Consider the following 13,237-nt stretch of genomic DNA (forward strand, 5'->3'; position numbering starts at 1 on the left):
AAAGGACAGCAAGATGTCTCTGAGCAGTTTGAAAAAATCCGCGCCGTCGGCTGAATTAAAGCCGGTAACAGTGGATGAATTTATTCAAGGTGCGGAGTTTTATGCTTACGGTCTGAAAACATTGCCTTCATCAGAGCAATATAGAGGCACCGGTGAACCTCTGAAACGCGCCACTTTTACCTTAGGTAAAGTGGCTATTGCTCAGCTTGATACGTTATCTGCAAACACCGGTATCGCTAAATCGCGTTTGATTAGGCAATGGCTGGACAATCAGATTAGCCACTAGCCACTTTCGTAGCTAAAGCAACGCCTACAAAAAACGGAACCTTCGCACTTTGTAGGAGCGGCTTTAGCCGCGAACATTATTCACACGCAGTGCTTATCTCTCTGGCTTATACCCCTAAAATTCGCAAGGAAATAGCCGCAGCAGAGGTACGGTTATCTACGCCTAATTTTTTGAAGATTTGCTCTAGATGTTTGTTTACGGTGCGTGGACTCATGCTTAAAATCTGTGAAATTTCCCAACTTGTTTTGCCATAACTTACCCAATATAAAACCTCTGACTCCCGTTTAGTAATAGGCAGGTTCTGTTGCAAATGAGTGGGTTTTTTATCAATTTTGGGCTGCATAATGCACAGCAAATGTTTTTCATTTTGTTGCCGCTCGTATGCCACGTGGAAGGGTTGAGTAAAACAGTCAATCTTTAGTTTTTGACTAGTATCACCACCTAGCCAGTTTTTAATGATTTTGGCGATGGTTGCCCATGGGCTCATGTCACCAGCGGCAAGGCTTTCAATGATCTGATGAACCTTGGGTGTAGCCCAAGATAAACGTCCTTCAGCATTGACACAAAAAACATTGTTGCCAGCATGATCTAAGGCATCTTGTGCGCTCAGGGCTAAGTGCGCAGTTTGAATATGGGTTTTAATACGGGCAATGACTTCATCTGGCGCAATAGGTTTAGTCACATAATCGATACCACCCGCTTCAAAGCCTTTTACGATATCTTCAACATCTGTCAAACCGGTCATGAATATAATGGGGGTATGGGGTAGTAGTTGCTTTAATTGCCGACAAGTTTCAAAGCCATCCATTTTTGGCATAACAGCGTCCAATAGTACTACATCAGGTTTGATTTTTTCAGCAATCGCCAAGGCTTGAATGCCATTTAAGGCTACCAATGCAGTGTAGCCATGGATATTTAAAGCAGCGTTCAGCATACCTAAAGATTCAGGCGAATCATCTACTACAAGTACCACATTGCTGCTTTCATTTTGCATGACATAGCACCTCTAAGTACTCGATTATTTTAGGGAAATTACACGACTCAACCGCGTCTTTAATCTGCTGTGCAACCTCGGGTGGAAAGGCAAACGACTGCTCAAATTGTGCTAATTTATCTTTAAAACCAGACAAATAGCCAATTTCTGCTAAAGCAATGAGTTCACGATACTGTTTTTTAGATGCGCTTGGTTTGGTAATCAGCGTCGGTTTTGATGAGGTTTCTTGCGATTGACTTGGCTGTACAAAATAGTTCCAATCAATATTGAGTAATCTTCCAATGGTATTCGTCATGGTATCAATATTAATGGGTTTAGCGATATAAGCGTTGTGATAACCGTCAGCGGCCATACTGTAATCCGCGTCACGGGCATTAGCTGAAACCATCAAAACCGGCATTGCGTAGCCCTGTTCTCGTACTTTTTTAACCATTTCCCAGCCATCAACTTCCGGCATGCGCACATCCAGAATTAGTAGATCAATTTTTTGCTCTGTCATTTCAATAAACCCAGATTTAGCGTCTTGGGCCAAATACACGTCAAAACCTAGCGGACTGAGTAAATCCGCCATCAATAAACGTTGATTGATTTCATCGTCCACAATCAAGATTTTTTTGCGTTCACCAAGGTAGCCATTGGTTTTAGCGGGGGTAAATTCTGTGGCTTGTTTTTGCCTATCCAAAGAAACCAACATCAGGCGCAGATTAAAAGTTGATCCTTGCCCTGCTGTGCTTTTTAAGGTGATTTCACCGCCCATTAATTCAGTGAGTGCACGGGAAATAGTCAAACCTAAGCCGGTGCCTCCTATGGCTTGAGTATGAGAAGTTCTGATCTGCTCGAAGGGTTTAAAAATGGCTTCTTGATCTTCTGGTGCAATACCAATGCCCGTATCAATAATGCTAAACGTGGCCACTTGATTGCGATAGCTCACTTGCAAAGTCACCGAACCCTTTTCGGTGTATTTAATGGCATTAGACACTAGATTAATCAAAATTTGCCTAAAACGCTGTTTATCACAGGCGACAATGTCGGGAATATTAGCGCTAGGCAGATAATGAAAGGCAATGCCTTTTTGCCGTGCGATCATCTGAAACATGTCGACTATCTGTTGCAAAATAATCTTAAGGTTAAACTCATCACGGTGCAGTGTGACTCGACCCGCCTCAATTTTCGAAATTTCTAATAAACCTTCAATTAAGTCAGCTAAATGCTCACCATTGCGTTTAACTATGCTGATAATATCCCGCTGTTTTGTGGGCAAGGCTTCATCTTGTGTCAGCAATTGTGCATAACCTAATAATACGTTGAGTGGCGTGCGTAATTCGTGACTGAGTCCTGCAAGGTAACGACTTTTAGCTTCATTGGCCGATTCGGCCACCACTTTTGCATCTTGCAAGGCCATCGACGTCACTTCGTGAGCGTCAACTTCTTTGGCTAATGTTTTTGTCAGAGATCGCAACTCTTTTAAGGCTAAACGGTTTCCACTGCGCGCTAAAATAAACAACCAACTGACGACACCTATAATGATCAACAATAAAAAGAATATTTTAACTAAGGTGACTTTAAATACGTCTTTAACCACTTTGTCGTCCAGCGGCACCTGCAAATAAATCAAAAATAAGATGCCAGCACCTAGTATGCTCATGCCTAAGGTTAAGGCGATAAACTGCATTAACGGCGTGGTCATCATGCGCAGTAAATTAGTGGTTAAAAATCGATTAAAAAAGTGGTGTGATTGTTTCGATAGGGTGGCTTCGCTACGACACTGATCACCACATCTAACATCTAACGAACAACATAAAGAGCAAATTGGGCTTTGATAAGCAGGGCAATAGCTCATGTCTTCTTGGTCAAATTCATTTTCGCAAATATGGCATTTGGTTAACGTAGTGATGGTGATTTGTCGGTTATTGGCTAGATAGAATTTGCCCCCTGTTAAATAGCCAATTAATGGCACGGTGATAAAGGGGAGGCCGCAGGCGATAAACGACCCCAGCGCTTTGGCAGTTTCACCATACCAACCAAAGTGCGCGGTAAAACCCACAAAAGTAGCAATAAACATCGAACCAACACCAACGGGATTAATATCAAACAAGTGTGAGCGTCTAAATTCAATGTGTTTAGGACTGATCCCTAAGGGTTTATTAATAATGAGATCGGCAACCACCGAGCTAAGCCACGCCAAAACGATAACCGAATAAACCGACAACATGCTTTCAATGGTTTGATAAATGCCCAGCTCCATTAATAACAAGGCGATGGCAACGTTAAACACCATCCACACCACGCGGCCAGGGTGATTATGGGTGACCCGTGAAAAAAAGTTAGACCACGCTAGCGAGCCCGCGTAGGCGTTGGCAACGTTAATTTTAAGTTGCGATAAGATCACAAATGTACAAGCAAACAGAACGCTGATGGTAGGGTTGTCGAAGACTAAGCTGTAAGCGAGGTTGTACATGTGAGCAGGGTCATCAGCCAATTCTGCTGACACCCCTTGAGACAGAGCAAAGTAAGCTAAAAACGAGCCCAATAGTAGCTTTAGCGCACCAATTATTATCCAACCAGGCCCAGCTATAATCAGTGCAGTCCACCAACGCCATTGCTTTTTTTGTGGTTTTTCAGGTAAAAAACGTAAAAAATCGACTTGCTCGCCAATTTGCGCCACTAAAGACAACAGTACGGCCGATGCCCCACCAAATAATAGAATATTGAATTCTTTGCCTGACTCACCCGCCAATCCGGTAAAATCAACCCAATTATCAACTTTGCTGCTGGGATGACTAAACACAAAATACAGTGGGGCGAGCTGTAAAATAACCCAGATAGGTTGGGTCCAAACTTGAAATCGACTGATATAGGCAATACCGTGGGTAACTAATGGCAAAACCACTAAAGCACTGACTACGTAACCTAAGGCTAAGGGCCAGCCAAATAGGATTTGCAAGGCCATCGACATAATGGCCGCTTCGAGTGCAAAAAAGATAAAGGTAAATGAGGCATAGACGAGAGAAGCGATAGTCGAGCCAATATAACCAAAACCCGCACCACGGCTGAGTAAATCAATATCTACCCCAAACTTGGCGGCATAATAACTGATGGGCAGGCCAGTCAGAAAAATGACCAAAAATACCGCAAGTATCGCCCAACTTGAATTCTCAAAGCCAAAATTTAAGAGAATTGCGCCACCAATAGCTTCCAGCACCAAAAACGATACGGTACCCAATGCTGTGTTGGTAATGCGACTTAATGACCATTGCCTTGCCCGTTTGGCGGTAAAGCGTAAGGCAAAATCCTCCATCATTTCGTTGGCCACAAGTTTGTTGTAGGTTCTACGTGTGGGTAATATTTTTTTGTTTGAATGCATGAATGACGGTTTTCGCTGTTATCCCTAGTTACTTGCTCAGGTTTGAATAAGCGCAGCACGGCTGTTCAATCTAATTTTCATTTTCTACTTTTTACAGCGCGCAGGTGAATCCTACACAAACCTTTCGCTCTCGCCTATGCGTATATTTGCGTAGTTCTCTGCGCGCTTTTGCGAATGTTCCCTATTGACCAAGCAAGACATACTGGACTCAGTCGTAACTAGGCTCGTGTTTACAAGTTATCACCCTAAAAAGATAACCCTAAACAAATTAAACGGACATTTTTAAACCTTAACTGCTGAGAAAACCAACATGAAATTACTAACACGATTAACCCCTGTCGCGTCTTTGGTTCTGCTGTCATTGGGAAGCGTCTCTTTGGCCCATGCCAACGACGATTTTAAATTATCAGACAAACTCAGTGTCACAGGTTTTATTGATATGTCTTGGTCATATGCAGACCCTGACGGCGGCGATTCTAGCCAATCTGCAGGTCTTGACCAATTCGAAATCGATTTTTTATATGGGTTTAGCGACAAATTAACCGCCCAAGTTGATTTGGAATATCAAGACAATGGCACTGGCGAAGAAGTGGATATTGAACAGGCGTTTATTAACTACGCCATCTCGACAGAATTCAGTATTAAAGCGGGTCGCTTTTTAAGTTATTCAGGCTGGGAAACAGAAGAACCCACGGGTTTGTTTCAGTACTCAGGCACTGGCTACGCCAAATATTTTTACGGTGGTTATCAACAAGGTATATCGGGTAAATACAGCACCGATAGCTACGCCTTTGCCTTATCAGTGGTTAATAGCTTAGGTGATTTAGAGGGTGAAGCCCGTGATTCGGAAAACCCGGGTATTGAAGCCATGGTTGCCTTTATGCCCACCGAGTCCATCACAGTTAAAGGTTTTTATATGACCGACAAACTGGATGGCACCGATGAAACCACCAAGATGATCAACCTGTGGGCCAGTTACGCACAAGATTCACTTGTATTGGCAGCAGAATATAACACCGCAGAAAACAGCGCTTTTGCAGGTAGCGATGCAAGTGGTTACTTATTGATGGCTAACTACGCCTTTGAATCTTTTGGCTTAACCCTGCGTTACCACGCCTATGAATTAGAAGACGGCACTGGCACCACCATAGAAGACATGAGCGGTATCACCATTTCACCCAGTTTTTCTGTGACTGACAATTTATTAATGGTCTTTGAATACCGCATGGATACCGACGATGTGAGCGACAGTGACGCCAATTTCCTTGCTGTTGAAGCCTTAGTCACTTTTTAACCGCGCTTTATAAAGTGGCTTTATAACTTAACTAAAATGATAGGAAACAGAACATGAAACTCAGAAAACTTATTGTAGCTGGCTCGTTGATCGCGAGTAGCTTAACCACTCAGCTAGCACTGGCTGCCGACACCATCAAAGTCGGCGTATTACACTCCTTATCAGGCACCATGGCCATCAGTGAAACCACCTTAAAAGATACGGTGTTAATGATGATCGAAGAGCAGAATAAAATGGGTGGTTTACTCGGTAAAAAGCTTGAAGCGGTAGTGGTTGACCCTGCGTCAAATTGGCCATTGTTTGCCGAAAAAACCCGCGAACTATTAGCCAAAGATAAGGTAGATGTCATTTTTGGTTGCTGGACTTCAGTGTCACGTAAATCAGTATTACCGGTAATTGAAGAGCTCAATGGCTTGATGTTTTACCCTGTGCAATACGAAGGGGAAGAATCTTCTAAAAACGTGTTTTACACCGGCGCAGCGCCAAACCAACAAGCTATCCCCGCGGTTGATTATTTGATGAATGACATTGGTGCAACACGTTGGGTCTTGCTCGGTACTGACTATGTTTACCCGCGTACCACCAACAAAATCTTAGAAGCCTATTTAAAATCTAAGGGCGTAAAAGACGCAGACATCATGATCAACTATACGCCTTTCGGTCATTCTGATTGGCAAGGCATTGTGTCTGATGTGAAAAAATTTGGTTCAGCCGGCAAAAAGACTGCTGTGGTCTCTACCGTTAACGGCGACGCCAACATCCCATTTTACAAAGAACTAGGTAACCAAGGTATTTCTGCTGAAGACATTCCCGTTGTGGCGTTTTCAGTGGGCGAAGAAGAATTATCTGGCTTTGATACCAAACCATTGGTCGGCCATTTAGCTGCCTGGAACTACTTCCAAAGTATTGAAACTGAAGCTAATTCTGAATTTATCGCCAGTTGGAAAAAGTACATCAAAGACGACAAACGTGTAACTAATGACCCCATGGAAGCCACCTATATTGGTTTCAAAATGTGGGCCAAAGCCGTTGAAAAAGTCGGTACCACCGATGTTGATGCTGTAGAGCAAGCTTTGATTGGCGTAACGGTGCCTAACTTAACCGGCGGTACCGCGGTCATGAATCCTAATCATCACTTGTCTAAACCCGTGTTTATTGGCGAAATCCAAGACGACGGTCAAGTTGAAGTGGTATGGCAAACCCCAGATACCGTGCGTGGTGATGCATGGTCAGACTTTTTACCTAGCTCTAAAAACCTGATGTCTGATTGGACGCCTCCCATGTCGTGCGGTAATTACGATGTTTCTACCGGGAAGTGCGCTGGCAAAATGTAGTGTGTAATTGGGGCTTCATGTGGCCCTAACTCCCTTGAGGAACCTTAATTGGTTCCTCCTTTTTGATTTATTTAAACGAGGTGTGCAAAGGTGATGACACTTATTAAAGCGCTACTTAAGCTGACACTTATTAGTGTTAGCCTAAGTGCACCACTTAAGGCCGCTGAATTTGAGAATTTTGAGAGCGCAGTGAGTGAACTGCCGCAAACCGATTTTAAAACCTTACCGGCTTTGCTCGAGGGTATTGCTGAATTAGATGATCCCCGTATCAGTGCCTTATTAAAACATCTGTCAGACGGTGAGGTATATTTCCTTAAGAGCGACAAAAAAGTTTTTTACGTTGTTGATCAAGCAGACGGCAGCGCGCAGATTGTTGACGTACTCAGTGGTGACAAGGTTGCCGACATTGAAAAAAAGCAGCTAAATAAAGTCAAAACCAACAACAGCATTCGCAAAGGTATTGGCCAGTTGCAAGCTCAACTGAACATAAATCATCCCGATCCCGATATTCGACTCACTGCCGCCCGTGAGATGTTAGCTGATGTCAGTCGTATGAGTGACAAACGTCTAAAAAGTAGACTAGACAAAGAAAGCGACGGCGATGTGCTTGAAGTACTCACACTCATTTCGGCGCTAAAACAATTTACTCAAGATGACACCGAGTCGCAATTTGCAGCACTTGAGCAATTGGATTCCACCCTAGAGCCTGACGTGCGACAGGTGTTAATTACCGCAAGTCTTGATACCGAAAATTATGCACCAGAAGTTTTAGCCAAAATCAAAGACACTATGGCTTCCATCGATAATCAGCGCAATCTCTACTCTTATGCCGAAAATATCTTTTTTGGGTTGAGTCTAGGGTCAGTATTGCTACTTGCCGCTATCGGCTTAGCCATTACTTTTGGGGTAATGGGGGTGATTAACATGGCTCACGGTGAAATGATCATGTTAGGCGCTTACACCACTTATGTGATCCAGCAGTGGTTCCCAAATCTCATCGAATATTCCTTACTGATCGCGGTGCCCGCTGCGTTTATCGTGTCTGGCACCGTGGGCATCATCATTGAACGCAGCGTGATCCAGTTTCTTAAAGGCAGACCCCTTGAAACCTTATTGGCCACATTTGGGGTGAGTTTGATTTTACAACAACTGGTCAGAACGGTGTTCTCACCGCTTAATCGTCAAGTCATTGCCCCTGAGTGGATGAGCGGTTCGTGGCAAATTAACCCGGTGTTTTCAGTCACCTTTAACCGCTTGTACATCATTGTATTTTCCTTGGTGGTGTTTTTTATGTTGCTGATCTTTCTGAAGAAATCAGCGCTGGGTTTGCACGTGCGCGCTGTGGCACAAAACCGCGATATGGCCCGTGCTCTGAGTATTCGCAGTAATTGGGTCGATGCTGCCACCTTTGGTTTAGGCTCCGGTATCGCCGGGATTGCAGGCGTAGTACTGAGTCAACTCACCAACGTTGGGCCCAACTTAGGCCAGGCCTACATTATTGATTCCTTCCTAGTAGTGGTGTTTGGCGGAGTAGGTAATTTATGGGGAACGCTAGTGTCTGCCATGACCTTAGGTGTCCTGAATAAGTTTTTAGAGCCACTGACCGGTCCGGTAATGGCCACCATTATTGTACTAGTGGGTTTAGTGTTTTTTATTCAAAAACGCCCTATGGGTTTGTTTCCACAAAAAGGCAGGGCTGTTGAATGAATTATCCTATTTCAAAATTTAGCTCACCCTTGCAAAGGGTAACCGGCTTGTTATTTGTGATGACCCTATACGTGGTGATTGCCAATACCTTTTTTGCACCTGACTCATTTTGGCATGTAAGTGATTATAGCGTGACTTTGTTGGGCAAATACTTGTGTTATGCCTTATTGGCCTTGTCGGTGGATTTAGTGTGGGGTTATTGCGGCATACTAAGTTTAGGCCACGGGGCGTTCTTCGCCTTAGGTGGTTATGCCATGGGCATGTATCTGATGCGGCAAATTGGCGACCGCGGGGTATACGGTAACCCTGACCTACCTGATTTTATGGTGTTTTTGAGTTGGGACAGCCTGCCTTGGTTTTGGATGGGCTCCGACAGTTTTGTGTGGATGATAGTCATGGTGGTGCTCGCCCCTGGCTTGTTGGCTTATGTGTTTGGTGCCATGGCGTTTCGTTCACGAGTCAGTGGGGTGTATTTATCCATCATGACTCAAGCCATGACCTATGCCTTGTTATTAGCTTTTTACCGCAACGAAATGGGTTTTGGTGGTAACAATGGTTTAACCGATTTTAAAGATATCCTCGGTTTCTCTTTACAGTCCGGCGGCACACGCTTAAGCCTGTTTGTGCTCACAACCCTATTTTTGGGTTTGGCTTATTTTATCTGTCATCGCATTGTAAATGCCAAAGCAGGTAAGGTGGTGATGGCCATTCGTGATGCCGAAAGTCGCACGCGCTTTGTGGGCTACAACACTGCCAGTTACAAAGTATGGTTGTTTACCTTTTCCGCCGTATTAGCCGGTATCGCGGGTGCTTTGTATGTGCCGCAAGTGGGCATCATTAATCCTGGTGAGTTCTCACCGATCAATTCTATCGAGATGGTGATTTGGGTGGCCATTGGTGGACGCGGTACCTTATACGGTGCCATTGTTGGCGCCTTGGTGGTTAGCTACGCCAAAACCCGCTTTACCGCCATCATGCCTGAAGCGTGGTTATTTGCCTTAGGTGGCTTGTTTGTTTTGGTTACCCTGTTATTGCCAAAAGGCTTAGTGGGGCTGTGGCCGCAAGTGAAAGCCAGTTTCTTGCAACGCTGGCCAAGTAATAAGGAGAAGACACTATGAAACCTCAAGCTTCTCCGGTCACTGCCACTGAAAATTTGGTGCCCGACACCCGCCATGGTGTGATCTTGTATTTAGAAAATGTCAGTGTCAGTTTTGATGGTTTTAAAGCCCTTAATGATCTCAATTTGTACATTAACGATGGTGAACTTCGTTGTTTAATCGGTGCAAACGGTGCCGGTAAAACCACCATGATGGATGTGATCACCGGTAAAACCCGCCCCGATACGGGCAAGATCAATTTTGGCCAGCAAATTGATTTACTCAAACTCAATGAAGCAGAAATTGCCCAAGCGGGCATTGGCCGAAAATTCCAGAAACCCACCGTATTTGAAGCCTTAAGTGTTTACGAAAACCTCTACCTGAGTCTAAAAATGGACAAAGGTATTTGGTGCTCTCTATGGCACACACTAAATGGCGAGCAAAAAGACGATATCGACCGCATCTTGGCCATCATTGGCTTGACCGACCAACGTCATGGACTCGCTGGCAATTTGTCTCATGGACAAAAACAGTGGTTAGAAATTGGCATGTTGTTGGCCGCCAAACCACGGGTGTTATTGGTTGATGAACCAGTGGCGGGCATGACCTTGCAAGAAACTGAACGCACCGCGGAATTATTAACATCACTGGCGGGTGAACACTCGGTGGTGGTGGTGGAGCATGACATGAACTTTGTGCGTTCTATTGCCCGCACTGTCACGGTCTTGCATCAAGGTAGTGTATTGGCCGAAGGCTCTATGGCACAAATTCAAAGTCACCCCGACGTGAAGCGCGTTTATCTCGGCGAGGAGTCAGCATGATCAAAGTCAATGGTTTGAACCAACGTTATGGCGGCAGTCAGATTTTGTGGGATGTGGATATGCATATTCCGGAGGGCTCTCGCACTTGCATTATGGGCCGCAACGGGGTGGGTAAAACCACCTTGTTAAAATGTTTAATGGGTATGTTGCCAACTTACAGTGGCAGCATTCATATTAACGGAGAAGATCTCAGCCGCAGCAGTATTGAACGCCGGCCCAATATCGGTGTGGGTTATGTGCCGCAAGGTCGGCATATATTTGGCCAACTGACGGTAGAAGAAAATCTCAAAGTCAGTCTGAATTGTTCTCGTCAGAAAAACAAAAGCATTCCCGAAGAAGTGTTTACTTACTTCCCTGTGCTTAAAGAAATGCTGGCGCGTCGTGGTGGAGACTTGTCGGGTGGCCAACAACAGCAACTCGCCATCGCTCGGGCTTTGGTGCTTAACCCTAAAGTATTGATCTTGGATGAACCCAATGAAGGGATCCAGCCCAACATTGTGCAACTTATTCGTGACGTGCTGTTGGCACTCAACAAAGATAAAAATATGACCATTGTGCTGGTGGAACAAAAGTTACCCTTTGCACGTGCAGTGGGTGAAAACTTTCAACTGATGGAGCGTGGCAAAGTGGTGGCCTCAGGCCCCATGGTCAAGCTTGACGATAAATTGATTGAAAGTTATCTGCAGGTTTAGCCATGTTAGATGATATGGCGCTTGGTGATTTGCAAATCCCAGACAAGCTAACAAGTTTAGATGATGTCGCTGCGCCTAGTTGGCTGGCGAGTTTAGACTTGGAATTTGCAGTACGAGGCAAAAAAACGGTTTTGAGCCGTTGCCGCCACCAAGGACCCCTTGGCGTGCAACGCGCTTTTTATCCTGAACAAGACGGCTGTGCTCATGTGTACTTACTGCACCCGCCAGCCGGCATTGTATCGGGAGATGAGTTGCGTATCAGCGCAAAACTTGAAGCAGGCAGTCGAGCCTTACTGACTACTCCGGGTGCGAACCGTTTTTATCGCGCCAGAGGCCACAGTGATAAAGCTGACAAACAAAGCCAGTATTGCCAATTTGATGTTCAAGCCGCTGCCACACTGGAATATTTACCTTTAGAAACCTTGGTGTATAACCAAGCTAATGCCCTTAATCAGGTTGAAATTAAAGTAAAAGACTCAGGCTGTTACATGGGCTGGGAAGTGCTGTGTTTGGGTTTGCCCCATATTCAACAGTCTTTTACACAAGGCAAATTGCAACAAGTCACCACACTTTTTCACAACGGCAAACCGCTGTTTCATGACCGCATCCATTTAGCCGCCTTAGATTCATTGCATCAACAAAAAATTGCCTTAGGCGGACACCATGTGGTGGGTAACTTCATTATTTTTAGCGGTGACTTGGCAAATGAAGTTAAACAACTGGCTGTACTGGTGGACGAACTCAGAACGTATTTAAGTGATAAACAACTTGAGCAGCAGTTTGCTGTGACAGAAATTCAAGGTGTGGTGGTGGTCCGTCATTTGGGCGAAAGCAGTGAACACTGCCGCGATACATTTCATCAATTGTGGGGCTTTGCTCGTCAGTTTGTACTGAACAAAACCCAGAATACACCACGTATTTGGTATACCTAAAAAGAGGTTGGCTGTGGAATTATTACCCAGAGAAAAAGATAAATTACTGTTATTTACCGCCGGATTATTAGCTGAGCGGCGTTTAAAGCGCGGGCTAAAACTTAATTATCCTGAAGCCATCGCGTATATCTCACTTGAAATATTAGAAGGGGCCAGAGATGGCCGCACGGTAGCTGAGCTGATGGATTATGGCCGTACCTTACTCAGCGCTGAGCAGGTGATGGATGGCATTAGCGACTTAATTGAAGATGTGCAAGTTGAAGCCACCTTTCCCGACGGGACCAAGTTGGTCACCGTACACAACCCTATAGTTTAGGAGCAAACATGATCCCCGGAGAAATTTTCCCCGCGTCTGGTGATATTACCCTAAATGAAGGGGCGGTTACCCAGAGCATTCAAGTCACCAACACCGGTGACCGACCTATTCAGGTGGGCTCGCACTACCATTTTTATGAAGTAAACCCCGCCCTCAGTTTTGCCCGACCAGCCACCTTAGGTTGGCGATTAAACATTACCGCGGGTACTGCGGTACGTTTTGAGCCCGGCCAAGCCCGAACCATTGAGTTAGTGCAACTTGGTGGTAATCGCAGTATTTACGGTTTTCGCGGTGAAGTGATGGCGAGTTTGGAGGAGCAAAATGGCAAAAATTGATCGATATTCCTATGCCCATATGTTTGGCCCAACAGCAGGCGACCGCGTTCGTTTAGCCGATACCG

Annotated in this window: 13 protein-coding genes; 11 read left to right on the forward strand and 2 right to left on the reverse strand. The window is 44.9% G+C overall.

The genetic code is table 11. The annotated features are described in order from the left end of the window. A partial coding sequence (locus NWQ57_RS12365) for a ribbon-helix-helix domain-containing protein (RefSeq protein ID WP_306022455.1) occupies window positions 1-286 on the forward strand: 286 nt, incomplete at its 5' end. Between the two features lie 106 nt (window positions 287-392). Here NWQ57_RS12365 and NWQ57_RS12370 read toward each other — a convergent pair. After that, on the reverse strand, window positions 393-1,280 hold the full coding sequence (locus tag NWQ57_RS12370; protein WP_306022456.1) for a DNA-binding response regulator: 888 nt from the start codon (window positions 1,278-1,280) through the stop codon (window positions 393-395). Next, complete coding sequence (locus NWQ57_RS12375; RefSeq protein WP_306022457.1) at window positions 1,270-4,644, reverse strand: ATP-binding protein; 3,375 nt, start codon at window positions 4,642-4,644, stop codon at window positions 1,270-1,272. The genes NWQ57_RS12370 and NWQ57_RS12375 overlap by 11 nt, the downstream gene beginning before the upstream one ends. A gap of 310 nt (window positions 4,645-4,954) precedes the next feature. Here NWQ57_RS12375 and NWQ57_RS12380 point away from each other — a divergent pair, with 310 nt between their 5' ends. From NWQ57_RS12380 to NWQ57_RS22680, 10 genes are all read left to right on the forward strand, one after another. Next, complete coding sequence (locus NWQ57_RS12380) at window positions 4,955-5,938, forward strand: porin (RefSeq protein ID WP_306022458.1); 984 nt, start codon at window positions 4,955-4,957, stop codon at window positions 5,936-5,938. Between the two features lie 53 nt (window positions 5,939-5,991). After that, window positions 5,992-7,272, forward strand: a complete 1,281-nt coding sequence (gene urtA / locus NWQ57_RS12385; RefSeq protein WP_306022459.1) for an urea ABC transporter substrate-binding protein — start codon at window positions 5,992-5,994, stop codon at window positions 7,270-7,272. Window positions 7,273-7,365: 93 nt separating this feature from the next. Beyond that, entirely contained in the window at window positions 7,366-8,979 is a 1,614-nt protein-coding gene (urtB, locus tag NWQ57_RS12390) for an urea ABC transporter permease subunit UrtB (RefSeq protein ID WP_306022460.1), read from the forward strand. Continuing rightward, window positions 8,976-10,097 carry an urea ABC transporter permease subunit UrtC gene (gene urtC, locus NWQ57_RS12395; RefSeq protein WP_306022461.1) on the forward strand — a complete coding sequence of 374 codons (1,122 nt, stop codon included), beginning with the start codon at window positions 8,976-8,978 and terminating at the stop codon, window positions 10,095-10,097. The genes urtB and urtC overlap by 4 nt, the downstream gene beginning before the upstream one ends. Next, complete coding sequence (gene urtD, locus NWQ57_RS12400; RefSeq protein ID WP_306022462.1) at window positions 10,094-10,897, forward strand: urea ABC transporter ATP-binding protein UrtD; 804 nt, start codon at window positions 10,094-10,096, stop codon at window positions 10,895-10,897. The genes urtC and urtD overlap by 4 nt, the downstream gene beginning before the upstream one ends. Then, on the forward strand, window positions 10,894-11,589 hold the full coding sequence (urtE, locus tag NWQ57_RS12405) for an urea ABC transporter ATP-binding subunit UrtE (protein ID WP_306022463.1): 696 nt from the start codon (window positions 10,894-10,896) through the stop codon (window positions 11,587-11,589). Before urtD ends, urtE begins: the two co-directional genes overlap by 4 nt. A gap of 2 nt (window positions 11,590-11,591) precedes the next feature. Beyond that, window positions 11,592-12,521: an urease accessory protein UreD gene (locus tag NWQ57_RS12410; protein WP_306022464.1), complete on the forward strand. Its 930-nt coding sequence runs from the start codon at window positions 11,592-11,594 to the stop codon at window positions 12,519-12,521. Between the two features lie 13 nt (window positions 12,522-12,534). After that, entirely contained in the window at window positions 12,535-12,837 is a 303-nt protein-coding gene (gene ureA / locus NWQ57_RS12415; RefSeq protein ID WP_306022465.1) for an urease subunit gamma, read from the forward strand. Window positions 12,838-12,845: 8 nt separating this feature from the next. Continuing rightward, window positions 12,846-13,172, forward strand: a complete 327-nt coding sequence (locus NWQ57_RS12420; RefSeq protein WP_306022466.1) for an urease subunit beta — start codon at window positions 12,846-12,848, stop codon at window positions 13,170-13,172. Between the two features lie 19 nt (window positions 13,173-13,191). Further along, on the forward strand, window positions 13,192-13,237 hold a 46-nt coding region (locus tag NWQ57_RS22680), incomplete at its 3' end, for a hypothetical protein (protein ID WP_372340919.1).

The organism is Paraglaciecola sp. (genome assembly GCF_030730205.1).
Taxonomy (GTDB): Bacteria; Pseudomonadota; Gammaproteobacteria; order Enterobacterales; family Alteromonadaceae; genus Paraglaciecola.